Raw genomic sequence first — 25,018 nt, forward strand, 5'->3', positions numbered from 1 at the left:
CGAAGGTCGGCGGCCAATCAGCCGCCGATTTCCGCGGTGATGAGCGCCCCCAGGCGGCTGATCCCCTCCTCGATCATCTGATCGTTGGCACAGGAGAAGCTGACGCGGAAGGTGTTTGCTCCCGAGCCGTCGGCGAAGAATGCCTTGCCGGGGACGAAGGCGACCTTGGCCGTTTCCAGCGACTTGGCAAGCAGTGCGGCGCCGTCCATGCCATCAGGCAGCGTCACCCAGATGAACATGCCGCCTTCCGGCTTGGTCCAACTCGTACCGGCAGGCATGTATTTCTCCAGCGCCGCCAACATGACATTGCGGCGGTGGCTGTAAACGGACCTGATCTTGGCGACCTGAGCCTCGAAACCGCGTTCCGCGACGTGGGCGATCGCGATTTGATTGATCGTCGACGAATGCAGGTCAGCCGCCTGCTTCATCAGCACCAGCTTGCGGATGACGGGAGCGTTGGCAACTATGAAGCCGACGCGGAGGCCCGGCGCCAGCGTCTTGGAGAAGCTGCCGCAATAGATCGTGCGGGTATTGTTGATGTGCCCCTTCCTCGCAATTTCGGTTGCAAGAATCGGCGCGACCGGCGCCCCGTTGTAGCGGAGCGACTGGTAGGCCGCGTCTTCGATAACGGCGATATCGAGTTCGTCAGCCAACGCGAGAACCTTCTCTCGTCCAGCCTGATCGACGGTCTCACCGGTCGGGTTGGCAAAGTCGGCCGAGAGATAGGCGAACTTCACCTTGCCACCCGCCGCAGCGGCCTGCGTCCTATACGAATCGGGCGTGCGGTTGCCGTTCGGCGTCAGCTGATCGTAGGTCGGCTCGTAGGCATTGAAGGCCTGGAGTGCGCCGAGATACGTCGGCCAGGTAACGAGTGCCGTATCATCTGGCGAGAGGAAAAGCTTACCGAGATAGTCGAGGCCCTGCTGCGAGCCGGAGACGATGAAGACGTTCTCAAGCTCGCAAGGAATGTTGAGCGCCGCCATCTGCTTGACCAGCCATTCGCGGAGCGGCTTGTAGCCTTCGCTAACGGAATACTGCAGCGCCGAGTTCACGGCCGAGCTGCTGAAGATATCGGCATAGGCCTCCTTGAATTCCTGGTCGGGGAAAAGAGCCGGATCGGGAATGCCGCCCGCAAAGGAAATGATTTCAGGGCGATCAAGGAGCTTCAAAAGCTCGCGAATCTCCGATGCGCGCATCCGTGAAGAACGCGTCGCGAACATGCCCTCCCAATTCAACATGGGTATTTCCTCGCAATTTTTTGTCTTTAGATGAGAGAACCACGCAATAAAAAATAAGTCAATATTACTGACCTATTTGGTTGCCGCCATGACAATTTTGGCGAGCGAAGGTCACTTCCGTAAACAGAAGCCAGAACGGGCCAGAATCGATCTTTTCAAGACCCACCCCGTGGCGGTAGTGTCGCCGCCACTATCCAACATCCTATGAAGGTGCCAGCAATGTCCGCGTCGTCGAATACTCCTGAAATCAAGATCGAATTCCATACGTCGCCGGTCTCGGAAGCCGATCGAACTCAGGCTCTGGAGACACCCGGCTTTGGAAAGGTTTTCACGGATCATATGGTTCTGGCCCGGTGGACTCCCGACAAAGGCTGGCACGATGCGAAGGTAACGCCCCGGCGGCCTCTGGAACTCGATCCCGCCAGCGCAGTGCTGCACTACGCTCAGGAAATCTTCGAAGGTATGAAAGCCTACAAGGCCGACGACGGTCGCATCCTGCTCTTCCGGCCCGAAGAGAACGCCCGCCGTTTCGCGCAGTCGGCGGCCAGGATGGCGATGCCTGCCGTACCGGAAGAGCTTTTCCTGAAGGCGGTCGAGGAGCTTGTCCGCGTCGACAAGGAATGGATTCCGTCAGGCGACGGCAGCCTCTATCTGCGCCCATTCATGTTCGCCAACGAGGCGTTTCTCGGCGTCCGCCCTGCCCAGGAGTACATCTTCTGCATCATCGCCTCTCCGGTTGGCGCATACTTCAAGGGTGGCGCAAAGGCAGTTTCCCTCTGGGTCGAGACTGAATACACCCGAGCAGCAGCCGGCGGCACCGGTGCTGCCAAATGCGGCGGAAACTACGCCGCCAGCCTCGTGGCACAAGCCGAAGCGGCGAAGAAGGAGTGCGACCAGGTCGTGTTCCTTGATGCTGCGGAACATCGCTGGGTCGAGGAACTCGGCGGGATGAACGTCTTCTTCGTGATGAACGACGGATCTGTCGTAACCCCGCCTCTTGGGGGCACGATCCTGCCGGGCATCACGCGCGCCTCGGTGATCGTGCTCGCCGAAGAAAAGGGCTTGCGCGTCGAGCAGCGCCCCTACTCATTCGCGGAATGGAAGGCCGATTCGGCCAGTGGCAAACTCGTGGAAGCATTCGCTTGCGGCACGGCAGCAGTCCTCGCGGGCATCGGCCTGGTGCGACACGCCGGGGGCGAATTCCGTATCGGAGATGGACAGACCGGCAAGCTGACCAGCGAGTTGCGTCAGGAGCTCGTCGGCCTGCAGAAGGGCGTCACAAACGATGAACGTGGCTGGACACGCCGTATCCTCGCCTGAGGCCATCCGCGGCGCGCGACCAGTCGGCCACCAGCAATTCAGAGATTTCGAAACCGGGCGACGCCCGGTTTTTTGTGGCTTGCGCCGAGAGGTGCGACCCTTCAGCCGTTGACTAAAGGAGTTAAGGCGGGAAAAGCCCTCGTTCCCCGCTTCCGTTGGGGAAGCGGGGGAGTATTTCCGAGACTGTAGCTCGATCGTCCCGCGTTCAGGAACGGAACAGAGACGCGATCTGCTCTTGTGTCGGCAGCTGGCCTCGCGGCGTCAGCTTATCAACCACTCCGGGCAGGACCGTCGACAGTTGATTCAGGAGCTCTTGCTCGCTGATTCCCGCCTGACGTGCGAGATCGCTGATCGTTTTGGACCCGAGCGCATCATTGAGGCTACCCGGCGCGATCGGCTTGTTCTGCCCGGGCTGGACCCAGGAATCCACCGTATCGCCCTGCCCGGCTTCCGTCAGCTTGCCGAGGAGGCCGCCGAGACCACCGAGCCCCCCAAGACCGCCGAGAAGCCCGCCGTCACCGGGCTGCGGAGTGGTTTGCGGATTGGCCTGTTGTCCAGCTGGATCCGTCTGGCCGCCGCCACCACCGAGAAGCTTGCCCACCAGCAACGCACCGAGTGCAATCATGATCGGCTTCGATATATTTCCGCCTGGAACGGCGTCGTCAAAAATACCCATGCCATCCTCCTTTTTGGTTTCTTCATTTCACTGAACAACAACTGTAGAATGAAAGCATAAGGCTCTCACGAACCTTGAATTCCCCGGCGAGCTATTTAGCTAAACGGGAAGATGGTCTGAATATTCAACCAATCAAGGAGGGAAATGGCGGATGTCAGTAATCAGTTGGATTATCCTTGGACTGATCGCAGGTTTCATCGGCAGCAAGATCGTCAACAAGTCTGGCGCTGGCATGCTGATGGACATCGTCCTCGGCATCGTCGGAGCGATCGTCGGCGGCGTTATCTTCAGTTTCTTCGGCGCATCGGGCGTAACGGGCATCAATATCTACAGCCTCGTTGTGGCGGTCATCGGTGCTGTCGTCGTTCTCTGGCTATACCACGCCGTCAGCGGGCGCCGGTCCATCTAGCGCGCGATTTTGTTTCGGCCGAATGAGCGTCGCCTCAAAGGCGGCGGCTTTGTGCGTGTTATTCGGCCTTGATTCATCGGGCGAACGATCATGGCGGACGAGAGTACATCTTCCTTCTACGACGACAACGCGGCCACCTACGCCTCGCGCCAACGAACGCTGCCGATCCGACGGCTGGACGCCTTTTTGTCTCAGTTGCATCCTGGCTCATCCATCCTTGACCTTGGCTGCGGCGGCGGCCAGGACAGCGCCTACATGCTGTCAAAAGGCTTCGACGTAACGCCGACTGATGGATCACCGGCGATCGCCAATCAGGCGGAGTCCTTCCTAAAGCGTCCCGTCGCGGTCCTGCGCTTCGAGGATTTGGACGAGGAGGAAGCCTTCGACGGCGTCTGGGCCGAGGCAAGCCTGTCGCATGTCGCGCGTGCGACGTTGCCCGAGGTGCTGGAGCGGATTCGCACGGCCCTGCGGCCCGGTGGCACCTTCCATGCGACCTTCAAGGCGGGCGAGGCGGAAGGGCATGATCGCTTCGGTCGCTACTACAATTACCTTTCGGCTGAATTGCTTTCGGAAATGCTGGGCGATGGCGGCTGGCATAACATCGTCATCAGCGAAGGCGACGGCACCGGCTATGATGGAAAGCCAACGCGCTGGCTTGCGGTGCGGACGCAAAAATAAAGGCCGGAGCTTTCGCCCCGGCCCCCTGATTCAGCAGCTTGAAACCACTTAGTTGACAGACTTGTCGACCAGCTTGTTCTTGCCGATCCAAGGCATCATGCCGCGCAGCTTGGCGCCGACTTCTTCGATCTGGTGGCTGTCGTTCATGCGGCGAATGCCCTTGAAGCGCGAGCCGCCAGCCTTGTATTCCTGCATCCAGTCGGACGTGAACTTGCCGGTCTGGATGTCGTGCAGGACGCGCTTCATTTCAGCCTTGGTTTCAGCCGTGATGATGCGCGGGCCGGTGACGTATTCGCCCCACTCCGCCGTGTTCGAGATCGAGTAGTTCATGTTGGCGATGCCGCCTTCATAGATCAGGTCGACGATGAGCTTCACTTCGTGCAGGCACTCGAAGTAGGCCATTTCAGGCGCGTAGCCAGCTTCCGTCAGCGTTTCGAAGCCGGCGCGGATCAGCTCGACGAGACCGCCGCAAAGAACGACCTGTTCGCCGAAGAGGTCGGTTTCGCACTCTTCGCGGAAGTTGGTTTCGATGATGCCCGAACGACCGCCGCCGACGCCGCAGGCGTAGGAGAGAGCGAGTTCAAGAGCGTTGCCGGAAGCGTTCTGGTGAACGGCAACGAGGCAGGGAACGCCGCCACCCTTCTGGTATTCGCCGCGAACCGTGTGGCCCGGGCCCTTCGGCGCGATCATGACGACGTCGAGCGAAGCCTTCGGCTCGATCAGGCCGAAGTGAACGTTGAGGCCGTGTGCGAATGCAATGGCAGCGCCGTCACGGATGTTGCCGGCGATGTCGGCCTTGTAGATGTCGGCCTGCAGTTCGTCGGGTGTCGCCATCATGATCAAGTCGCCCCACTTGGCGGCATCGGCAACGGTCATGACCTTGAAGCCGTCGGCTTCGGCCTTCTTGATGGTCGGCGAACCGGCCTTCAGCGCGATGGCGACGTTGGCATGGCCGCTGTCCTTCAGGTTCAGGGCGTGTGCGCGACCCTGGGAACCGTAGCCGACGATGACGACGTTCTTCGACTTGATGAGGTTGAGATCTGCATCACGATCGTAATAGACGCGCATTTGAATTTCCTTCCCTTTGCTTGTCCTGTGACTGTTGTAAGTGGGGATCAGCCGACCAGCGGCATCTCCGCTAAAACCTTTTCCGTGCCGTAGAGGCGCAAAAAGGCGGTAACCGCCCTCTCCGCCTGGCGCGCGGTATCCTTGAGACCAGGCTCGCCGAGCAGCATGCGAACATGCAGATCGGAAACGATCAGGCCATAAAGCGTGTGATATGCCTCGTCGGCATCATGAAAGCGCAGCAGTCCGGCACGCTTGCCTGAATCGATCAGCCCCATGGCGCGGCGATCGATCTGGCGGCGCCCGCGCTCCAGAAGCAGCTTGCCGAGCTTGGAGCCGTCACGATGCGACTGGCCGATGGCAAGACGGTTCAACGCCAGCGAAATGTCGCCCGCCAGAACTTCCAGCAGATCCTTCGAGAAGATGACGAGGTGGTCATGCAGGCTGGCCGATGTCAGCCGTTCGCCGTTGCGCTCGAACGTGCGCACCTTGCTCGCCTGATAGGCAATCATGGCCGACAACAGACCGTCACGATCACCGAACCACTTGTAGAGGCTTTCCTTGGAGCAATTGGCCGCGCGGGCGACACCCGACGTCGTCAGCGCCTTCTCGCCGCCATCGACGAGCAACTGCAGCGCCTGTTCCAACACCGCGTTCTGGCGCGGTGAAAACTCGCTTGGCTCCAAATTATCGACGGACACGTTCCCCACTCCCGATAAGTACCGTACGGTACGGTTCGTAGGCGTTATGCGTCAAAGCTAAGTCCGCGTCAAGCAGGCCGATAGCAAAATTTCATGCTACAGCGCACAGCCAAATTTCGCGATAGCTTGATTGTTCAGCCCTCCTCGGACAATTCCGTCACCTGGGGTCAGGCGCCATCAACCGGTTCGCGCGCGGCCTCGACGTCCCGCAGCGGCGACAGGCCGTAGACCCGGCTATATTCACGGCTGAACTGCGACGGGCTTTGATAGCCAACCCTGTGCCCAGCGGTGCCGGCATCCAGCCGTTCGACCAGCATCAGGCGACGGGCCTCGTGCAGGCGCAGTTGCTTCTGGTATTGCACCGGCGTCATCGCCGTGATCGACTTGAAATGGTGATGGAAGGACGACACGCTCATGTTGACCTGCTCCGCCAGATCCTCGATGCGCAGCGGACGCGCGAAATGCTGTCGCAGCCAGGCAATTGCCCGTGCGATACGATTGCCGTGGCTATCGGCGACCGCAATGTTGATCAGTCTGGCGCCTTCGGGACCGATGAGCACGCGGTAGAGGATTTCCTGTTCGATCAGTGGAGCCATCGCGGCGATGTCCTTCGGACTATCGAGCAAGCGCAGCAGGCGCACCGTTGCATCCAGAAGCTCCGGCGTTGCAACGTTGACCGTGATCCCCCGGCCCTGCGCTGGTGCCGCCGGTCGCGGAAAATCGGCGCGGCTGAGCAATTCCAGAACCTTCTCGCTGTTGATGGCAAGTGTCAGGCAGAGGTGTGGAACCTCCGCACTCGCCTCAACAACACGCCAGATAACCGGCAGATCGAGCGACGTCAGCAGGTAGTCGCCGGGACCGTAGTTGATGACATCCGTTCCCAGGCGCACGGACTTGGAGCCCTGAACCACAAGGGCAATGCAAGGTCGGTAGCTGCCATGGCAGGGCGCGCTCGGGGTATGCCGGCGACTGATCCCGAGGCTTTCAATGGCAGTACGGACTTCGCCGTCGTCGCCGGCGTATCGAGCGGCAATCGAAGCGATCTCCTGATAGGGATTGAACGGCAAGGTCATGCGAGAAAACCCTTCATCTGCGGCACGGGGATGCGCACTATCTAGGATAGGTTCGCGCGCCCGAGAATAGCCCTTCTCCTCAATTTTGCAGGATCGTGCAAAAACCACGGAGGATTGCTCTACCGCATGGAACTCGATCCGATACATCTTCGGCCATCCTCCCAGCAACCCGAAAGGAAGTCTCGGATGCCTATTGCAAAAGGCTATGCTGCTACTGATGCGTCGAAACCTCTTACGCCCTTCACGTTCGAGCGACGCGACCCCAATCCGGATGACGTTGTGATCGACATCAAGTTTGCCGGCATCTGCCATTCGGACATCCATACCGTCCGCAACGAATGGAAGAACGCCGTCTACCCGATCGTGCCGGGCCATGAGATTGCCGGCATCGTCTCCGCCGTCGGTTCGGCCGTGACCAAATTCAAGGTCGGCGACCGCGTCGGCGTTGGTTGCTTCGTCGACAGCTGCGTCGGCTGCGCAACCCGCGACGTCGACCGCGAGCAATACATGCCGGGCCTTGTCGGCACCTACAACGAATTCGAAGCTGACGGCAAGACGCGCACTCAGGGCGGCTACTCGGACTCGATCGTCGTCAAGGAAGGCTACGTGATGAACATCCCGGACAACCTTCCACTTGACGCTTCGGCCCCGTTGCTCTGCGCCGGCATCACGCTTTATTCGCCGCTGCGTCACTGGAATGCCGGTCCCGGCAAGAAGATCGCGATCGTCGGCATGGGTGGCCTTGGCCACATGGGCGTCAAGCTCGGCGCGGCGATGGGTGCTGAGATTACCGTTCTGTCGCAAAGCCTCTCCAAGAAAGAAGACGGTCTCAAGCTCGGCGCCAAGGAATACTACGCTACCAACGACCCGGCGACGTTCCAGAAGCTCGCCGGCGCCTTCGACCTGGTGATCTGCACGGTCAGTGCTGAAATTGACTGGAATGCCTATCTCGGTCTGGTCAAGGTCGACGGCGCCTTCGTCGTGGTTGGCGCACCGGAAAACCCGATCCCAGTCCACGCCTTCTCGCTGATCCCAGGCCGCAAGAGCATTTCCGGCTCGATGATCGGCTCGATCAAGGAAACCCAGGAAATGCTGGATTTCTGTGGCGAGCATAACATCGTCTCCGAGATCGAGACGATCAACATCCAGCAGGTCAACGAAGCTTACGAACGCGTTCTGAAGAGCGACGTTCGCTACCGCTTCGTCATCGACATTGCCTCGCTGGCTGCCTGACAAACGCAAAGGGCGGCCTCGAGCCGCCCTCTTTCTATTTGCGATCGTCGTCGCGCATCGTTTCCTTCTGGGTAATCAGCCGGGCGCTGTGTTGCCCACTCAGATAGATCCACAGCCAACTCCAGGCCACCGCGAAACGCGAACGCGTCCCGATCAGGAAGTAGATATGGGCAATGCCCCATATCCACCATGCAATCCAGCCTTTCAGTTTGATGCGACCAAAATCGATGATGGCGGCACTTTGACCGATCGTCGCAAGGCTGCCTTGATGACGATATCGAAACGGCGGGAGAGCGGGCTTTCCCGCGAGACGCGCCAGGATCACCTTGGCGACATAGGCGCCCTGCTGCTTCGCAGCCGGTGCGATTCCAGGCACGGGAGCACCGCTTTCCTGAATAACCGACGCCGTGTCCCCGACGACAAAGACATCCGGAAGTCCTGGTGCCGTCAAATCCGTCTCGACGATGACGCGCCCCGCCCGATCTGCCGGAACATCGAGCCACTTGGCCGCGGGCGATGCCTGCACGCCTGCGGCCCAGACGATCGTGCGGCTGGAGATGAACCCCTCGCTCGTTTCGACGCCTTCCGCCGTGCATTCCATGACCCGTTCGCCGATATGCAGCTCGACGCCGAGTTCAGTGAGAGCCTTGCTTGCATAGGCGGAAAGCTCCTCGGCGAAGGTCGGGAGCACCCTTGGCCCAGCCTCGACAAGCACGACCCGCGTCTTTCCAGTATCGATATTGCGAAACTCGCGCGGCAGGGTCTTGCTTGCGAGTTCGGCGATGATGCCGGCAAGTTCGACACCGGTCGGTCCAGCGCCGACGATCGTGAAAGTCAGAAGCGCGTCGCGAACGGCAGGATCGGCTTCAGTTTCGGCCCGCTCGAAGGCCAGCAGCACGCGCCGACGAATTGTCGTCGCATCCTCCAGCGTCTTCAGCCCGGGCGCCACCGGTTCCCAATCGTCGCGCCCAAAGTAGGCGTGAGTCGCGCCTGTGGCGAGAACGAGGGTGTCATAACGCTGCGTCATGCCGCTACGTAAGGAAACTTCCTTTACGGCAGTATCGACGCCAACGACTTCACCAAGCAGCGTCGTCACATCCTGCCGGTCGCTATAGAGATGCCGGATGGGCCACGCGATTTCGGATGTTGAAAGGATCGTTGTCGCCACCTGGTATAGCAGAGGCTGGAAGAGATGATGATTGCGTCGGTCGACGAGCGTGATCCGAAGCCCAGCGCCCTTGAGATCGTTGACCAGTTGCAATCCACCGAAGCCACCGCCGATAACGACAACATGTTGCTCGCTCATGACCTGCCTTTCCGTGTCATTTCGCCATAGCCAATGTCGTTGATCCAACGCAGCTTTCAACCTTCCTTTCCGCATAGCTCGCCTGCTCAGGGCGATGGTCGAGAAACGTCGGTCAGTCCGCGTAGGCAACGGGGATCGATGTGCCGCCTTTCAGCAACTCCATCGATATGGACGCGGAAACGTCGAAGAGTTCGATCTTTCGAACGATTTGCTTGTAGATCACGTCGTAGTGCTCGACCCGTGGGAGCACGATCTTCAGAATGTAGTCGTGGTTCCCAGTAAGGCGGTGCGCTTCGACGATCTCTGGAACGGCGCTGATCGCCCGGCGAAAGGTCTCGATCCATTCGTCGGTGTGGTGTGCCGTCTTGATCAACGCAAACACCGTCGTCGGGACCCCCATCTTCGCGCGGTCGAGCACGACGATCCGCCGCGCAATGTGGCCGCTCTCCTCCAGCCGCTGGATGCGCCGCGAACAGGCCGAGACCGACAAAGCGACCTTCTCCGCAAGATCCGTCACCGAAATGCCGGCATCGGTCTGCAATAATTCAAGGATTCGGCGGTCGCGATCATCCAGCATCGAGCCCTCCAGGAGTGGCGATTTGATTTTGCACAGTATTGCTATTTTGCGCAAAAATACAGCGCGAATGGGGAGTTCGGATCAAAGAAAGAAAACCATTTGCGCGATGATTGATGCATGATTTCGCCAATAGGAAATTCCAGACGGGAGCATAACCAGAATGCAAACAATCGGACTGATCGGCGGAATGAGCTTCGAAAGCTCGGCGGTTTATTATCGCATGATCAATGAGATGGTGCGCGAGCGCCTCGGTGGACTGTCTTCGGCGGAGCTGTTGATGCACTCCGTCAATTTCGACGAGATTGTTTCGATGCAGAAAGCCGGTGACTGGGACGCCGCTGCAAACCGGCTTGGCGACGTTGCCCTTCACCTGCAGATTGCCGGCGCGCGCTGCGTGCTGATCTGCACGAACACCATGCACCTGATCGCCGATCGGGTTGCCTCGCGCATCTCCGTGCCGCTGATCCACATTGTCGACGAAACTGCAGCGTCACTGAAGGCAGCCGGATGCAAGCGTCCGCTGCTTCTGGCGACGCGATACACAATGGAGCATGGCTTCTATGCCGATCGCATGAAGGGGCTCGGCGTTGACGTCGCTGTTCCTGAAGCCGCCGACAGGACAACCGTTCATGACATCATCTTCAACGAGCTTTGCGCCGGCAAGGTGCTCGACAGCTCGCGTGAAAAGTTGATGCAGATTATCGAACGTGAGCGTGCCAAGGGCGCCGACAGTATCATTCTCGGCTGCACGGAAATCTGCCTCATCCTCGACCCGAACCGGCTGCCGCTGCCCGGGTTCGACACGACAGAGATCCATGCCAGGGCGGCCGTCGAGTTCGCGCTCGCCGACGAAACAGTTGACGAGACAGTCGCTGCCTGACATCGAAATTAGTTGACTCAGTCAAATAAAAACAGGACAAGATTTCCTAATCGGAGGTATTGTCCATGGCTGATTCAGGTTTGATCGACGCTGCCCGCGACTTCAATCGCTTCTACACAAACTTCTTGGGGGTCTTGAACAAGGCCTATCTCGATACCGAGTTCACGCTGACTGACGCGCGTGTGCTCTTCGAGATCGGCTCCCGCAAGGGCGTCAGCGCCGTCGCGTTGGCGCGCGACCTGCATCTCGACCCCGCCTACCTTAGCCGAATCCTCAAGCGCTTTCGCGCCGACGGACTGATCGAGACCACCGCTGATCCAAACGATCTGCGCAGCCAGATCATCACGGTCACCACCAAGGGACACGAGCAATTCGAGGAACTTGGCCGACGCTCCAACGCTCAGATCGCAGAGCGTTTTGCAACGCTGGTCGATGGTGAACCCCAAAGCATCGTGACTGCAATGACGGCCATCCGTTCACTACTGGACTCCGACGCGTCGCCGCCGCCCTTAATCATCCGAGCGCATCAGCCTGGGGATATCGGCTGGATCGTTCAGAGCCAGGGAAAAGCCTATACCGCGGAGTACGGCTGGGACATGCGCTTCGAGGGGCTTGTCGCCGAGGTCGCCGGCAAGTTCCTGGCGAATTTCGATCCTTCAATGGAGTATTGCTGGATCGCCGAACGAGCAGGCATCAACGTCGGCTCCATCCTCGTCACTAACGGCGGCGACGGCATCGCCAAGCTTCGTCTGCTCTATGTGGACAAGGCGGCGCGTGGTCTCGGACTCGGCAAGATGCTGGTGGACGAGTGCATTCGGTTCGCCAGGGCGAAGAAATACCGTCAGGTATCGCTCTGGACGAACGACGTTCTGCACGCAGCGCGCGGCATCTATGTGAAGGCGGGCTTTCGCCTTGTCTCCGAAGAGCGACACCGAATGTTTGGTCCGGAGGAGAATGGCCAGACCTGGGTTCTTGACCTCTGATTTGCTGCGTCGCAAAAGTTTTGCTTGATTTGGAAACGATCATTTCCTAATTATTCTGCCATGATCATGGCGACCTTCACTGAGACGACCCGGACACGCGGTAGACCACGCGAATTCGATCGCGACGCAGCGCTCGACAAAGCGCTGCAGGTCTTTTCCGAGCGTGGCTATCAGGCCGCGTCGATCAGCGAGCTTACCGAAGCCATGGGCCTTGCCTCAGGCAGCGTCTACAAGGCTTTCAAGGACAAGCGCGGCGTGTTTCTCGCAGCCTTCGACAGATATCGGACTGTTCGTCGTGGGCTACTGGACGAACGCATGGCGAAAGCCGAAACCGGCCGCGACAAAATTCGCGAGGTCCTGACACACTATGCACTTTCGTCGCACGGCGCTGCCGGCCTGCGCGGCTGTCTGGTCGTGGGTAGCGCGAACGACCTCGCGCTTTTCGATCAGGAGGCGGCCGAACGTGTCGCGGCGGCCTTTGCTGCCAACGAGACACTGATCGCCGATCTCCTCCGTCTCGGCCAAAGCGACGGCTCGATATCCAGCGAGATCGACGTTGCGGCCACTGCCCGGGCGCTCCTTTGCATGACTAAGGGAATGCGTGTTGTCGGCAAGACCGGACGTAGCGAGGACGACATGGCCGCTGTCGCCGCAACGGCAATGAAACTTCTTGCGTGAATCGGGTTGAATAAGACCCGCCTCAGCGCGCAATCTTTTTTAACATCCGATAGCCCCACCGGAGCCTACTATGAGCCTTTCGACCGCCACGCGAAAAACCGTCGCGCCACAGGCGATCTCGCCATTGATGACATTTCTTTTCGCCGCGGCGTGCGGACTCGTCGCGGCGAATCTCTATTATGGTCAGCCGCTCGCCGGCCCGATCAGCGCGTCTCTCGGCTTCACGCCAGCGGCAACAGGCCTGATCGTTACGCTAACCCAGATCGGTTACGGTCTGGGCCTGCTATTGATCGTTCCGCTCGGCGATCTTCTGGAAAACCGCAGGCTCGTGCTGACGCTTATTGCGGTCTCCGCCGTTGCCCTGGTGGCTGCAGGTCTGTCATCGACTCCCGCAATGTTTCTTTTGGCCTCATTGAGCATTGGTCTCGCCTCGGTTGCCGTCCAGGTACTCGTCCCCTTTGCTGCTCATATGGCGCCGGATGCAATCCGGGGGCGCGTCGTCGGTAACGTGATGAGCGGGCTACTCTGCGGCATCATGCTGGCACGCCCGTTCGCCAGCTTCGTTGCGGAGGCGACGTCCTGGCACATGGTTTACTTCCTGACTGCCGCCGCCATGGTCGTGCTCGTCGTCATTCTAAGAGCCAAGCTTCCGGTCCGTGTCCCCCACACGCGACTGAGCTACGGCAAGCTGCTTGCTTCGATGGCAGACCTTGCACTCCACTCCCGCGTTCTCCAGCGTCGCGCGCTTTATCAGGCGGGCATGTTCGGTGCCTTCAGCCTGTTCTGGACCACCACGCCGCTCCTCCTCGCCGGCCCTCAATTTGGGCTGACGCAGAACGGTATCGCACTATTCGCGCTCGCTGGCGCGGCTGGCGCTGTGGCCTCGCCGATCGCCGGACGGCTCGCCGACCGCGGGCTCACGAGAGCGGCTTCCACACTGGCGATGCTGCTTGGAATGTCGGCGTTTCTCATCAGTCAATTCGCGACGGACGGCTCCCTAACGGCCCTGCTTTTGCTGACTGCGGCGGCTATCCTGCTCGATTTCGGAGTGACCACCAACCTTGTCTGTGGCCAGCGCGCCGTCTACGCGATCAGCGCCGAGCATCGCAGCCGCCTGAACGGCCTTTACATGGCAACGTTCTTTACCGGCGGCGCGATCGGATCGGCGGTGGGCGGCTGGGCTTACGCTACCGGCGGCTGGACGATGACTGCATGGATCGGTTTCTGCTTTCCAGCCCTCGCCTTCCTTCTCTTCCTCACGGAAGGCTTCGGCAGGCAGACAGTTTCAGACGTCGGCTGAATCGAATCTGAGCCGGGCGGCGCGAACCAAATGATGGTTTTCTTCCGCCCAGTTCAGCAGTAGCGCCAGAGTGCCGTAAAGCGAGCGGCCAAGATCGGTCATGCGATACTCGACGCTCGGCGGCTTGGTCGGAAACACCTCCCGCTCGATGTAACCATCACGCTGCAAGTCTCTCAATGTCTGTGTCAGCATACGCTGCGAGATGTCTGGGATCATCCGCCGTAGCTCTCCAAATCGATACGGACGCTTGGAGAGCGCCTCGAGCATCAGCGTCGACCACTTGCCGCCGATTTGCTGCATCATGTCCCGGACCGGGCAATTGTCGAAGTCGAGGTTGCTGAGGTCGACATCGCGACGAACGCCGGGAGCCTTGTTCTTCAGGTTGAGGACAGCGCCGCTCATGCTTGGTTCCCTTTTGGTAACGTAGAGCGAAAAAACTGCCTTCTTTACAGCTCGCAGTCAATTCCTAATCTAGAGCTAGTCTCTTTTTGAGACCTTGATCGAACCTAGAGGAAAGACATGAGCGAGACCATTCTCATCACCGGTGCAGCCGGCCAGCTCGGCCAGCGGATCATTCACCATCTGCTCGAGACCGAAAAGGTTCCTGCTGCAAACATCATCGCCGCAACGCGCGACATCGCCAAGCTCGGAGACCTTGCCGCCAAGGGTGTCGCCACGCGCAGGGCCGACTTCGACGACGCCGCCTCCCTCGAAGCTGCCTTCAAGGGCGTCGATCGGCTGCTGATCATCAGCACCGATGCGCTCGCCGTCCCCGGCCAGAGGCTCAAGCAGCACAAGGCAGCCGTGGATGCGGCGGCGAAAGCTGGCGTGAAGCACATCGCTTACACGTCGATGCCATCGCCGGACAAATCGCTGGTCACCTTCGCGCCGGATCATCTCGGCACCGAGAATGCCATCAAGGCGACGGGCATCCCTTACACCATCATTCGCAATGCCTGGTACATGGACAACTATCTCCATGGGATGCCGCACAATCTTCAGTCTGGCAGCTGGTACACGGCCACTGGCGAAGGGAAGGTTTCCAATATTTCCCGCGAAGACTGCGCACGGGCAATTGCGGCAGCGCTTGCATCGAAGACGACGGAGAGCGCGACTTATACGGTGACTGGAGCGGAGTCTCTGAACGCCAGCCAGATCGCCGCGACCGTCACCGATGCAACCGGAAAGCCGTTGAATGCAGTCAGCGTCACGGACGAGCAGCTCGGCCAAGGCATGCGCGGCGCCGGCCTGCCCGATTTCGTCGCCGACATGCTCGTCTCCGCCGACGCGAACATCCGCGCGGGCAACTTTGATCTGGTAACGGATGACTATGAAAAGCTGACCGGCAGGCAGTCCGAAACGCTCAAGGATTTCTTGGTCGCACACAAGACCGCGCTCATCGCCTGAGCCAGTCGCGTAGGCCCGCTTTGCACGGCAGAGCGGGCTTTCGCCCAATTCCCAGCCTAGATCTTCTGGCCGCAGGCTCGGCAGAACCGCCGCACCGTTTCCGCCATGCCGAATTCAAGCGCATCTGCCGTCAATCCGTGGCCGATGGATACCTCGGCCAGCTGCGGAATTCGCTTTACCAACGGGGGCAGATTCACCACCGTCAAATCGTGCCCGGCATTGACGCCCAAGCCGATCGCCAACGCCGCGTCCGCAGTTTTGCCCAGTGCTTCGAGGATCGGCCCGGCCCGCTCCGGTGCGTCGTAGCAGCCGCCATAGGGGCCAGTGTAAAGTTCGATCCGGTCGGCGCCGACGGCCTTGGCGATCCCAGCAGCCTCGGCATCACCGTCGCCGTCGGCAAACAGCGATACACGCGTTCCCATCTTCTTGAGCCGCCCGATCACGTCAGCCAGGAAGTCCCGATGCTTGCGGAAATCCCAGCCATGATCCGACGTCGCTTGTGTCGGATCATCAGGAACCAGCGTCACCTGCTCAGGCGCAACGCCGGCGCAGAGCTCCAGAAACTCGTCGGTCGGATAACCTTCGATATTGAACTCGGCATCCGGAAACTCATCGTCGATCAAGTTGCGGATAACAGGCAGGTCGGAGAAGCGGATGTGCCGCTGGTCGGGGCGCGGATGCACGGTCAAACCGCTTGCGCCGGATTGCAGCGCGATCCGCCCGAGTCCTTCTACACTTGGCCACGGTAGATCGCGGCGGTTGCGGAGCATCGCGACGGCATTGAGATTGACGGAAAGCGTAGTCGGCATAGCGGGTTCCACTGAAACGAAGCACAAGTGTTTCTAAGCCAATGAGTCGTCAGGGGCCAACGAGATTCGTACATGAATGCATGCAAATCCGTGATGGCGCGAGCGTTTCGTCCGTTAGCGGAACGGCTGCAAGTAGATTTGGTTCGGCCTTTGCGCATTAAACGGCCAAATGTTTCGCCACGGCCACTTTCGCCGCGAATCAACGTTGCTTCGTGAAGCTTTCAAGGCGGGTTGCCCTGTAAATTAAAAGTCACTAATTTTGATACTAACAAAATACGTCAATCACGGGTAACGTAAGCTTGCGATATCGAAGAAGACACCGCCAAGTCCTTCGATAACTGAACAGGAACGCTAAGAGGAAACCCCACTCAACCGCACCCTTTGCAATGCAGTCGCATGATGAACACAACGGGAGGGACCATGGCAGAAGGTTACAATCAAGGGTTCACCTCAGACCACGTGACGCAAACTCGCCCGAGGCACCGTTTCCTCCCTTCAGCGGCACTACCCGCCGACCTGCCCCGCGGAAGAGTGCCTATAGCCGATATGGCCAATGCCTTCGGCGTTACCCATCGGACCTTACACTTTTACGAGGAGAAAGGCCTGATCTCCGCCGGCCGAATCGGCCTGATGCGCGTCTACGAGCCGGGCGACGTCCGACGCATGGCGGTCATCAACGCTTGCCGCGAGGCCGGAATGGCCGTTGCCGTGATACAAGACCTGATGAATGACCTGATTGAGGCTGAGACGCAGGAAGCTGCGGAAACCTTGTTTCGCGACGCGCTTAACACCCGCAAGCGCGAACTCAGCGCTGAAATGTCCACGCTACACCGGCAGATGCAGCAGGTGAGTAACCTGCTCGATCGCGAAACAAGCGATGATCAGCCGCTGAACGACAACCAGGGTGGGTCGGGCCTCACGGATCAGGAGTCCCGATGCCTGGCTCTGATGGCGGCAGGCCTTTCCACGCAGCGCATTGCGCGCACCCTCGACCTCCAGAACGAAGACGCACACTCCCTCGAAACCGGCATCATTCAAAAGTTCCGGGCCAACAACCGTTTCCAGGCGATAGCCAAGGCCGTCATGTTGGGTGTAGTCCAGATCTGACTCGGAGAAGCACCTAGCGCACGATCGTCAACGTTTCGGCCGCGCGCGTGATGGCGGTGTAGAGCCAGCGTTCGCGGGTATCACGGAAGGCCCAACTTTCATCGAACAGCACGACATTGTTCCATTGCGAGCCCTGTGCCTTGTGGACCGTTAGCGCATAGCCGTAGTCGAACTCGTCGTAGCGCTTGCGTGTGTTCCAGGGAATCTCGCCCTCGACATCCTCGAACGCCTGCTTCAGCAGCTTGATCTTGGCCGCGCCGCGATCCATGTCATCGTCTTCAGGGCGGATCAGCAAGTTGATGCCCGGCTTCGTCGTCTCCTTGGACGACGTCATCACCTGCCAGAGGGAGCCGTTGAGCAACCCTTTTGCCGGATCGTTGCGCAGGCAAACGAGCTTGTCGCCCGTTTGCGGATATTCGGTCGTGAAGCCCTTCAGCTCGCGAAGGCGCTGATTGTATCTGCGCCGCGTCCGATTGGTTCCGACGAGGACCTGATCGGCATCAAGGACCAGCGCCTGGTTGACTTCGCCCTTTGAGATAACCTGCGCTGTCCCGTAGTCGCCATAGCCGACTTCGTTGCCTTCTCGTACCTGCATCGCAAGCTGGATAATCGGATTGTCGCGAGCCTGGCGGTGAATATCCGTCAGCAGATAGTCCGGCTCCTGATTGGTGAAGAAGCCGCCGCCAGAAACCGGAGGAAGCTGACCCGGATCGCCGAGCACCAGGATCGGGGTTCCGAAGCTCATCAGGTCCCGGCCGAGCGCCTCATCAACCATCGAGCATTCGTCGACCACAATGAGGGCGGCTTTGGCCACCGGGCTTTGCCGGTTGATGGAAAACATCGGGGCGATCGAGGTCTTGCCTGTCTCTTCGTCCTCAACAGCCTCCTCGCCCCGCGGGCGATAGATCAGCGAGTGGATCGTCTTGGCATTGCTGGCGCCGCGCGAGCGCAAAACCTGAGCCGCCTTGCCAGTAAACGCGGCAAACAACACATCACCGTCCACATGTTCCGCGAAGTGGCGCGCAAGCGTCGTCTTGCCCGTACCGGCATAACCGAACAGGCGGAAAAGCGGAGACCGCCCGTCCTTCAGCCATTTGGAAACGGCCTTGAGGGCTTCATCTTGTTGCGGAGCAAATTGCATCGTGGATCGACTTGGCAGGATTCGCCTGACATAGGCAACCCTGAAAATCCGAGTGGACAAGAACCTTCGATCACAGCAGCTCCATGGGAACGCGATCTGATCTCGGCACCCTTCCCACTCTCCCGACGACGCTGCAATAATAACAGCGCCACGGACAGGCGACAGGGGAATAAAACCGGGGCCGATGGTGTCTCATGTCAGGCAAGGCAATCAAGCCTGGCCGAGATGTGAGGAGAGAGCCCATGAAATCCGCAAAGATGCTAGTTGCATTTGCCGTCGCTTCCGCTGCCGCAACGGCTGCCTTTGCCGCCCCGCCCGTCGAGACCGTCGACACAGCCAAGGGGAAGGTCCTGGCCGGCGAAAAAGGCATGACCCTTTACACTTTCAAGAAAGATCACAAGGGCATGTCGAATTGCTACGAGGATTGCGCCAAGAACTGGCCGCCGCTCATGGCCGCTAGCGGCGCGAAGCCGGAAGGTGCATATTCGATTGTCGAACGGAAGGACGGCACCAAGCAGTGGGCGAAAGACGGCATGCCGCTGTATTATTGGGTCAAGGACAAGAAGATGGGCGATATCACCGGTGACGGCGTCGGCGGCAACTGGGATCTCGTCAAGCCGTGAGCGAACGGACTTGAAGACACCGGGTCATGATACGTTCGAGGGCCAAATCCTGGCCCTCCTTCCCTCGCTGAGGCGCTACTCACGTAGCCTTACCCGCTCCGATGCGGATGGGGAGGATTTGCTGCAGGATTGCGTCGAGAAGGTGCTCACCCGTCGCGGACAATGGCGGGGGTTGAACCTGCGCGGCTGGGTCCTGACGATCATGACGAACCTCTATCGCAATAGTCGGCGCCAGACCGGCCGCGCCCCGTTCGTGGAACTTGATAACGCCGAAGAGATCGTGTCGGTGGATCCGGCCCCTGATCCGCTCGAGCGCTCGCGGCTGGAGGACGCGCTGAACAGTCTCTCGGAAGAAAACCGCTCGGTGCTGATGCTGGTCGTCATCGAAGGCTATACCTACCAAGAGGTTGCGACCTCGCTCGACATCCCCATCGGCACCGTCATGTCGCGCCTGTCGCGCGCACGCCAGCGCCTTGGAGAGCGGATGAAGGCCGATAATGTCATTACGCTTCGGAGACCGAAATGAAAGAGATCAACCAGACCGTGACCGAAGCGGATCTTCATGCCTACGCCGACGGCCAGCTTCCAGACGACGGACGCGCGCGCATCGACGCATGGCTCAATGACAATCCGGACGATGCCGCCAAAGTGGCGGAATGGATTGCGCAAAATGCCGAGATCCGATCGCTCTTCGCTGCCTATGAGAAGTCCGCGGACGCGGATATCCAACTCGTCACCGGTCGGAGCCGGCCTGCCAATTGGCCGAAGCGACTGGCAATGACAGCCGCGATCGCCGTAGTTTTTGGATTTGGAGCGCTGAGTGGCCACTACGGACCGACACTGTTTGAGAAGCCGGAAATGCAATTAACGGAACTCGAAACGCTTCCCAGCGAAGCACGTAACGCTTTCCTGGTCTACGCTGGAGAAGTGCGCCATCCAGTGGAGGTCTTTGCAAGCGAGGAAGCTCATCTTGCGACCTGGCTGGGCAAGCGGCTTGCCGTGCAGGATCTCAAGGTTCCCAACCTGCACCAACTCGGTTTCAAGCTGGTCGGCGGACGCCTGTTGCCCGTCGATGGCAAGCCCGGCGCGATGTTCATGTATGAGGATCAGGCAGGCGAGCGCCTGACGGTGCTCGTCGGGCGGAACGCGGATAACAAATCGACCAGTTTCCGCTTCGCCTCATCAGGCGATGTCGAAACCTTCTATTGGATCGATGGAGAACTTGGCTATGCCGTCACCGGTGAGGTGTCGCGCGACCTGCTGAGGAAGGTCGCGGAGGAATGCTACAGGCAGTTTCCGTCCTGAACCTCAGCGCAACGGATCGTTGGCAAGCTCGATCGGCTTGCCGTGCGGTGTCGCCTCGGCCGCCCGCTGCCAACTCCGCTGCAGATCGATAATCATGTCGGCGTCGGCCACGCCGAGCTTGACAAGCATCGCCGAAAGCGCTGCCACCCAGCAGTCGAAGTAGTCGCTGCCGTCTTCGGCGCGGCCGGGCTTATGCAACTCCCGGGACAAGGCCTCCGCCCATTCGCTCCAAGTAAACAATCCCCGCTCATGCAAATGGACTGTCATCGCAAACGCCTCAGCGGCCCAGGGCTCCGGAAAAACCGGTTCGCCGTCAGCCGATCTCGGCAATTGCGGCGACTGCGCCAGCGGCGAGCGTGTCTCACACTGGCTCAAGATAGCTCTCCCAAGCATCAATCGAAACGCTGAGTGTCGGATCGGCACCCTCGCCCCAGATCTCGCCGCCATGGAACACGACGGTATAGACCCATTGCGGGTTTTCACCCCTTCCGTGGGCATTGTCGTCCGGAAAGACGAACGAGCCCTGAACCGCCTCCACCACGCCCGATTTCGCGCGCGCATAACGTGGCAACCGCGTATGGGTGGTCGGATTGAAATTTCTGGTTCGAACCTTGTCACCTGCAGCGAACCGGGGCGCCGTTGTCACTGACCGGTCACAGGGGCCGCCTTTGGCGAGCACGCCTGCCACCATATCGGCCTTGAGCACCCGCTTCGGCGTCGCGCCATCCAACTTCTTGCGGCCGGCATCGATCTCCTCGGCTGTGACGAAGCCATGTCGCTGCAACAGCACCTCCAGCGCCCGCGTCCAGATCTCGTAGTAGCTAGCACCAAGGTAATCGGCCGGCGGGATGCTTTCGCGTGTATGGCGGCTCTCGTCGATGTTCCAGGCGCCAAGTGCCCGCCGGACAGCGTAAGTCCAAGTGCCCGCTTCTCCCACTCCGCATGGAAATACGGCTCGTTCTTTTCCGGCGCGACTGGGCCGAAGCCCATCTGGCCGCCAAGGTCATGCGGGCCGTTCATCTTGCATCCTCCGGAACAGCTGCCAGACCTGTTCCAATCATCGCGTCGCGGCTAACGAGATCGGCAAGTCGTTCCTCGCTCCAACCGTCCGTGCCGTTCGGCCGTTCGGGAACAACGAGATACCGCAACTCGGCCGTCGAATCCCAGACGCGGATCTTCTTGCTCTCCGGCAATGTAACGCCGAACTCTGCCAGTACGCCGCGCGGGTCGATGACTGCCCGCGAACGATAGGCCGGCGCCTTGTACCAAACCGGCGGCAAGCCAAGCACAGACCAGGGGTAACAGGAGCAGAGCGTGCAGACGACGAGATTGTGGGTGTCGTCGGTGTTGAACACCGCACGCATGTGCTCCCCCTGGCGTCCGGCATATCCGAGACTCGCGATCGCAGCTGTCGCATCTTGTCGCAACCAGTCAGCAAACTCCGGATCGCTCCACGCCTTCGCGACAACATGCGCCCCGTTGCGGGGACCGACCTTCGTCTCGTAGGTCTCGACGATCGCGTCGATCGCCGCGGGATCGATCAACCCCTTCTCCGTCAGGACAGTCTCAAGCGCCCTCACCCGCGCCTGCATGTCCGTATAGCGGTTGTCGTGATGGTGATGGTCGTGATCGTCGTGCAAGGGACATCCTCCGCCAATGCATGATGCATCTTAGGCGGTTGAAATCCAGCCGCCAAGCTCACCGCCAGCCGTTATCTACTTTAACAACGGCCACAGGCTTAGCACCAACAGTACGGCCATGGTGATGTTGAACCATTTGAGCCGTGTCGGCTCTGACAGCCAATCGCGCAGCGCCGAACCAAAGCCCGCCCAAGTCGACACGCTTGGCACGTTGACCATTGCAAACGCGCCGCCGACGATCAGAACGCTCGCCAGATAGATGTCGGGGATCGTATAGGTCGCCATTGCGGTGACGGCCATGACCCAGGCCTTCGGATTGACCCACTGGAAGGCGGCTGCGGAGAGAAAGGACATCGGCCTCGCGCCGCTCTTGCCTTCGCCGATAGAGCGGGACGTCGCAATCTTCCACGCGATCCAGGCAAGATAAGCTCCACCGGCAAACTTCAGCGTCATGTAGAGCGCCGGAACCGTATGCAGGAGCGCGCCGAGCCCGAAACCGACGCCGATCAGCAGTGAGAAGAACCCCGCCCCGATACCCAGCATATGCGGAGCGGTACGCCGGAAACCGAAATTCACGCCGGATGCGAATAGCATCATATTATTCGGCCCCGGCGTTATGGATGTCGTAAATGCAAACAGCACAAGGGCAAGAAATGTGTCCAGCGGCATGGAACCTCCCGAAGCCCGCGTCCGGTACGGCGAGGCCTTTGAATTTAGGTCAATGTATGTGACCTAAATTTGTCTTTCCACACGGCCATTGTCATGGTGACAGGATTGGTTGAAAGATCATCGATCTGTCCAATCTTCTCCGAAACCGGGAATGACATCATGCAAGGCGACGCCATCCCAACGATCCGCTTTCCGAACGGTGCCGAGGTCCCGGCCCTTGGCCAGGGCACCTGGAACATGGGCGAGAAATCCTCGGAGGCAAAGCGAGAAATCGAGAGCCTGCGGACAGGCCTGGACCTCGGCATGACACTGATCGATACGGCAGAAATGTACGCCGATGGCGGCGCCGAGAAGATCGTCGGCGAGGCGATCCGTGGGCGCCGGGACGAGGTCTTTCTCGTCAGCAAGGTGTATCCCTGGAACGCCAGCCGGCAGGGCACGATCGACGCTTGCGAAGCCAGCCTGTCGCGTCTCGGGACGGAGCGGATCGACCTCTATTTGTTGCACTGGCGCGGCGACCACCCTTTGTCCGAAAGCGTCGAAGCGTTCGAGGCGCTGAAGGCATCAGGCAAGATCGGGGCCTGGGGTGTCTCCAACTTCGACAAGAGCGATATGGAGGAACTGTTTGACGTGCCTGATGGGCACAACGTCGCCGCCAATCAGATCCTCTACAATCTGTCGCGCCGCGGCGTCGAATATGATCTGCTGCCATTTTGTCAGGAGCGGCACATCCCGGTCATGGCCTATTCGCCGATCGAACAGGGTCGCATCCTGCATCATCCGGAACTGGTCCGCATTTCCAAGGCATACCAGGCGACGCCTGCCCAGGTGGCGCTTGCCTTCCTGCTGGAGCGCGATGGTGTAATCGTTATCCCGAAAACATCGAGCGCTGCCCGCGCCACCGAAAACCGCGACGCCGTTTCGCTCGATATTACCGACGAGGACTGGGGGGCACTCGACACTGTCTTCCCGCCTCCAGCAAGAAAAAAGCCGCTGGAGATGCTATGATCTCCAGCGGCTTTCTATGAAGTCGCGTTGCGATTTCCTGGAAATCGTTGGTGGCGCCGCGACTAGGCAGCCTTTGCCTCAGTGCCACCCGCGTATACCGGGTAATCCGTGTAGCCCTCGGCGCCGCCGCCGTAGTAGGTGTCACGGTTGGGCGTTGCCAACGGCAGGTCCCCCTGCAGACGTTCTACCAGATCCGGATTTGCGATGAATGGCTGACCAAAGGCGGTAAGATCAATCAAACCGTCCCGCAGAAACTGCTCGGCGCGCCCCTTGTCGAGGGAACCAGCAAGAATAAGCGTACCCGAATAGCTCTGGCGGAACTTGTGCAGGAAATCTCTCGAAAGAGCCGGAGCACTCGCCGGCCCCTGGTCCTTCAAGTGCACATAGGCAAGGTTCCGTTCAGCCAGCGCAGCTGCAAGGTGCAGGTAGGTTTCCTCGACCAACGGATGAAGCGGCATGTCGAACAGCCTGCCGAATGGTGAAAGCCTGATGCCGACCTTCTCCGCGCCAATCCGCGCCACCACCGCATCGACGATCTCGAGCACGAAGCGCGTCCTGTCCTCGACGTTGCCCGCTCCATACCGATCGGCGCGGTCATTGATTTCAGGATTGAGAAACTGCTCCAGCAGATAGCCGTTTGCGCCGTGGATTTCGACGCCGTCAAATCCGGCCGCAATGGCATTGGCCGCGGCATTCGCAAAGTCGTTTACGACCCTCGCAACCTCGTCAGTCCCGAGCGGCCGCGGTACGCTCGCTTCGACGAAGCCGGCAACGCCGTCCTCATTGAACGCATAGGCCGTGCTCTTATCGTCGCGCGCAGGCTTGGCGCTGGAGCTGACAGGCAGTCCGCCAGCCGGCTGAAGAGAGGTGTGCGACATGCGACCGACGTGCCAGATCTGCGCAAAGATCTTACCGCCTTCTTCGTGCACGGCGTCAGTCACACCCTGCCAGCCGCGGACCTGCTCATCCGACCAGATGCCGGGAATGAAGGCAAAGCCCGTTCCCTCTTGCGAGATCGGCGTCCCCTCGGAGACGATCAGACCGGCGCCGGCGCGCTGCCGGTAGTAGCGGGCTGTCTGCTGGTCGGCGATACCGTCCTTCGCCCGAGCACGAGTCATGGGAGCCATGACGACGCGGTTGCGAAGTTTCTGGCCGCGAAGATCGTAGGCTTCAAAGAGAGACTTCATGAGCG

28 protein-coding genes and 1 pseudogene are annotated in these 25,018 nt (G+C 59.9%); 14 read left to right on the plus strand and 15 right to left on the minus strand.

The window, feature by feature from the left end; translation table 11 throughout:
- Positions 1-17: 17 nt before the first annotated feature.
- A complete protein-coding gene (locus RGCCGE502_RS11995) occupies positions 18-1,238 on the minus strand; it encodes an aminotransferase-like domain-containing protein (protein ID WP_016554427.1) in 1,221 nt (406 codons plus the stop codon).
- Between the two features lie 219 nt (positions 1,239-1,457).
- Between RGCCGE502_RS11995 and RGCCGE502_RS12000 the strand changes: the two genes are divergently transcribed.
- A complete protein-coding gene (locus RGCCGE502_RS12000) occupies positions 1,458-2,558 on the plus strand; it encodes a branched-chain amino acid aminotransferase (RefSeq protein WP_016554428.1) in 1,101 nt (366 codons plus the stop codon).
- A gap of 205 nt (positions 2,559-2,763) precedes the next feature.
- On the opposite strand, the gene RGCCGE502_RS12005 is transcribed toward RGCCGE502_RS12000, so the two are convergent.
- A complete protein-coding gene (locus RGCCGE502_RS12005; protein WP_016554429.1) occupies positions 2,764-3,234 on the minus strand; it encodes a YidB family protein in 471 nt (156 codons plus the stop codon).
- 151 nt (positions 3,235-3,385) lie between these two features.
- On the opposite strand from RGCCGE502_RS12005, the gene RGCCGE502_RS12010 reads away from it, so the two are divergent.
- Positions 3,386-3,643: a GlsB/YeaQ/YmgE family stress response membrane protein gene (locus RGCCGE502_RS12010; protein WP_016554430.1), complete on the plus strand. Its 258-nt coding sequence runs from the start codon at positions 3,386-3,388 to the stop codon at positions 3,641-3,643.
- Positions 3,644-3,733: 90 nt separating this feature from the next.
- Complete coding sequence (locus tag RGCCGE502_RS12015) at positions 3,734-4,321, plus strand: class I SAM-dependent methyltransferase (protein ID WP_016554431.1); 588 nt, start codon at positions 3,734-3,736, stop codon at positions 4,319-4,321.
- Between the two features lie 48 nt (positions 4,322-4,369).
- Here the strand turns inward: RGCCGE502_RS12015 and ilvC are convergent, their stop codons facing one another.
- From ilvC to RGCCGE502_RS12030, 3 genes are all read right to left on the minus strand, one after another.
- Positions 4,370-5,389 carry a ketol-acid reductoisomerase gene (ilvC, locus tag RGCCGE502_RS12020; protein WP_016554432.1) on the minus strand — a complete coding sequence of 340 codons (1,020 nt, stop codon included), beginning with the start codon at positions 5,387-5,389 and terminating at the stop codon, positions 4,370-4,372.
- 47 nt (positions 5,390-5,436) lie between these two features.
- Positions 5,437-6,087 carry a TetR/AcrR family transcriptional regulator gene (locus RGCCGE502_RS12025; RefSeq protein WP_016554433.1) on the minus strand — a complete coding sequence of 217 codons (651 nt, stop codon included), beginning with the start codon at positions 6,085-6,087 and terminating at the stop codon, positions 5,437-5,439.
- A gap of 167 nt (positions 6,088-6,254) precedes the next feature.
- Complete coding sequence (locus RGCCGE502_RS12030) at positions 6,255-7,160, minus strand: AraC family transcriptional regulator (protein ID WP_040674533.1); 906 nt, start codon at positions 7,158-7,160, stop codon at positions 6,255-6,257.
- Positions 7,161-7,346: 186 nt separating this feature from the next.
- Between RGCCGE502_RS12030 and RGCCGE502_RS12035 the strand changes: the two genes are divergently transcribed.
- Positions 7,347-8,393: an NAD(P)-dependent alcohol dehydrogenase gene (locus tag RGCCGE502_RS12035; RefSeq protein WP_016554435.1), complete on the plus strand. Its 1,047-nt coding sequence runs from the start codon at positions 7,347-7,349 to the stop codon at positions 8,391-8,393.
- Between the two features lie 34 nt (positions 8,394-8,427).
- On the opposite strand, the gene RGCCGE502_RS12040 is transcribed toward RGCCGE502_RS12035, so the two are convergent.
- Positions 8,428-9,699 (minus strand): NAD(P)/FAD-dependent oxidoreductase, encoded by a 1,272-nt coding sequence (locus RGCCGE502_RS12040; protein ID WP_016554436.1) that lies wholly within the window; start codon positions 9,697-9,699, stop codon positions 8,428-8,430.
- A 112-nt stretch (positions 9,700-9,811) separates the two neighbouring features.
- On the minus strand, positions 9,812-10,276 hold the full coding sequence (locus tag RGCCGE502_RS12045) for an Lrp/AsnC family transcriptional regulator (protein ID WP_016554437.1): 465 nt from the start codon (positions 10,274-10,276) through the stop codon (positions 9,812-9,814).
- A 160-nt stretch (positions 10,277-10,436) separates the two neighbouring features.
- On the opposite strand from RGCCGE502_RS12045, the gene RGCCGE502_RS12050 reads away from it, so the two are divergent.
- From RGCCGE502_RS12050 to RGCCGE502_RS12065, 4 genes are all read left to right on the plus strand, one after another.
- Positions 10,437-11,156: an aspartate/glutamate racemase family protein gene (locus RGCCGE502_RS12050; protein WP_016554438.1), complete on the plus strand. Its 720-nt coding sequence runs from the start codon at positions 10,437-10,439 to the stop codon at positions 11,154-11,156.
- A 65-nt stretch (positions 11,157-11,221) separates the two neighbouring features.
- On the plus strand, positions 11,222-12,139 hold the full coding sequence (locus RGCCGE502_RS12055; protein ID WP_016554439.1) for a bifunctional helix-turn-helix transcriptional regulator/GNAT family N-acetyltransferase: 918 nt from the start codon (positions 11,222-11,224) through the stop codon (positions 12,137-12,139).
- A gap of 60 nt (positions 12,140-12,199) precedes the next feature.
- A complete protein-coding gene (locus RGCCGE502_RS12060; protein ID WP_016554440.1) occupies positions 12,200-12,817 on the plus strand; it encodes a TetR/AcrR family transcriptional regulator in 618 nt (205 codons plus the stop codon).
- Positions 12,818-12,887: 70 nt separating this feature from the next.
- Positions 12,888-14,117, plus strand: a complete 1,230-nt coding sequence (locus tag RGCCGE502_RS12065; RefSeq protein ID WP_016554441.1) for an MFS transporter — start codon at positions 12,888-12,890, stop codon at positions 14,115-14,117.
- On the opposite strand, the gene RGCCGE502_RS12070 is transcribed toward RGCCGE502_RS12065, so the two are convergent.
- Positions 14,103-14,519: a winged helix-turn-helix transcriptional regulator gene (locus tag RGCCGE502_RS12070; RefSeq protein ID WP_016554442.1), complete on the minus strand. Its 417-nt coding sequence runs from the start codon at positions 14,517-14,519 to the stop codon at positions 14,103-14,105. The two genes, RGCCGE502_RS12065 and RGCCGE502_RS12070, sit on opposite strands and share 15 nt — an antisense overlap.
- Positions 14,520-14,636: 117 nt before the next feature.
- On the opposite strand from RGCCGE502_RS12070, the gene RGCCGE502_RS12075 reads away from it, so the two are divergent.
- On the plus strand, positions 14,637-15,524 hold the full coding sequence (locus RGCCGE502_RS12075) for an SDR family oxidoreductase (RefSeq protein ID WP_016554443.1): 888 nt from the start codon (positions 14,637-14,639) through the stop codon (positions 15,522-15,524).
- Positions 15,525-15,580: 56 nt separating this feature from the next.
- Here the strand turns inward: RGCCGE502_RS12075 and RGCCGE502_RS12080 are convergent, their stop codons facing one another.
- On the minus strand, positions 15,581-16,333 hold the full coding sequence (locus RGCCGE502_RS12080; RefSeq protein WP_016554444.1) for a pyridoxine 5'-phosphate synthase: 753 nt from the start codon (positions 16,331-16,333) through the stop codon (positions 15,581-15,583).
- A gap of 420 nt (positions 16,334-16,753) precedes the next feature.
- Here RGCCGE502_RS12080 and RGCCGE502_RS12085 point away from each other — a divergent pair, with 420 nt between their 5' ends.
- Entirely contained in the window at positions 16,754-17,440 is a 687-nt protein-coding gene (locus RGCCGE502_RS12085) for a MerR family transcriptional regulator (protein ID WP_040674535.1), read from the plus strand.
- Positions 17,441-17,453: 13 nt separating this feature from the next.
- Here the strand turns inward: RGCCGE502_RS12085 and RGCCGE502_RS12090 are convergent, their stop codons facing one another.
- Positions 17,454-18,581: an ATP-dependent DNA helicase gene (locus RGCCGE502_RS12090; protein ID WP_016554446.1), complete on the minus strand. Its 1,128-nt coding sequence runs from the start codon at positions 18,579-18,581 to the stop codon at positions 17,454-17,456.
- Between the two features lie 242 nt (positions 18,582-18,823).
- Between RGCCGE502_RS12090 and RGCCGE502_RS12095 the strand changes: the two genes are divergently transcribed.
- Genes RGCCGE502_RS12095 through RGCCGE502_RS12105 form a run of 3 tightly spaced genes read left to right on the plus strand, consistent with a single transcriptional unit; the run spans position 18,824 to position 20,509 of the window.
- Positions 18,824-19,204 carry a COG4315 family predicted lipoprotein gene (locus RGCCGE502_RS12095; protein WP_016554447.1) on the plus strand — a complete coding sequence of 127 codons (381 nt, stop codon included), beginning with the start codon at positions 18,824-18,826 and terminating at the stop codon, positions 19,202-19,204.
- Between the two features lie 10 nt (positions 19,205-19,214).
- Positions 19,215-19,730: an RNA polymerase sigma factor gene (locus tag RGCCGE502_RS12100; protein ID WP_016554448.1), complete on the plus strand. Its 516-nt coding sequence runs from the start codon at positions 19,215-19,217 to the stop codon at positions 19,728-19,730.
- Positions 19,727-20,509 carry an anti-sigma factor family protein gene (locus tag RGCCGE502_RS12105; RefSeq protein WP_016554449.1) on the plus strand — a complete coding sequence of 261 codons (783 nt, stop codon included), beginning with the start codon at positions 19,727-19,729 and terminating at the stop codon, positions 20,507-20,509. Before RGCCGE502_RS12100 ends, RGCCGE502_RS12105 begins: the two co-directional genes overlap by 4 nt.
- Positions 20,510-20,512: 3 nt before the next feature.
- On the opposite strand, the gene RGCCGE502_RS12110 is transcribed toward RGCCGE502_RS12105, so the two are convergent.
- From RGCCGE502_RS12110 to RGCCGE502_RS12125, 4 genes and pseudogenes are all read right to left on the minus strand, one after another.
- Positions 20,513-20,884, minus strand: a complete 372-nt coding sequence (locus RGCCGE502_RS12110; protein ID WP_016554450.1) for a nitrile hydratase accessory protein — start codon at positions 20,882-20,884, stop codon at positions 20,513-20,515.
- A pseudogene (gene nthB / locus RGCCGE502_RS12115) lies at positions 20,871-21,529 on the minus strand (nitrile hydratase subunit beta). The gene RGCCGE502_RS12110 and the pseudogene nthB overlap by 14 nt, the downstream one beginning before the upstream one ends.
- Positions 21,526-22,101 (minus strand): nitrile hydratase subunit alpha, encoded by a 576-nt coding sequence (gene nthA, locus RGCCGE502_RS12120; protein WP_439332339.1) that lies wholly within the window; start codon positions 22,099-22,101, stop codon positions 21,526-21,528. The pseudogene nthB and the gene nthA overlap by 4 nt, the downstream one beginning before the upstream one ends.
- Positions 22,102-22,224: 123 nt before the next feature.
- Positions 22,225-22,818, minus strand: a complete 594-nt coding sequence (locus RGCCGE502_RS12125; protein ID WP_016554453.1) for a LysE family translocator — start codon at positions 22,816-22,818, stop codon at positions 22,225-22,227.
- Positions 22,819-22,977: 159 nt separating this feature from the next.
- On the opposite strand from RGCCGE502_RS12125, the gene RGCCGE502_RS12130 reads away from it, so the two are divergent.
- Positions 22,978-23,826 (plus strand): aldo/keto reductase, encoded by an 849-nt coding sequence (locus RGCCGE502_RS12130; protein ID WP_019279900.1) that lies wholly within the window; start codon positions 22,978-22,980, stop codon positions 23,824-23,826.
- 62 nt (positions 23,827-23,888) lie between these two features.
- Here the strand turns inward: RGCCGE502_RS12130 and RGCCGE502_RS12135 are convergent, their stop codons facing one another.
- Positions 23,889-25,013: an alkene reductase gene (locus RGCCGE502_RS12135; RefSeq protein ID WP_016554455.1), complete on the minus strand. Its 1,125-nt coding sequence runs from the start codon at positions 25,011-25,013 to the stop codon at positions 23,889-23,891.
- Between the last annotated feature and the right edge of the window lie 5 nt (positions 25,014-25,018).

Origin of the sequence: Rhizobium grahamii CCGE 502 (assembly GCF_000298315.2) — a bacterium.
In the GTDB taxonomy this organism is placed as follows: domain Bacteria; phylum Pseudomonadota; class Alphaproteobacteria; order Rhizobiales; family Rhizobiaceae; genus Rhizobium; species Rhizobium grahamii.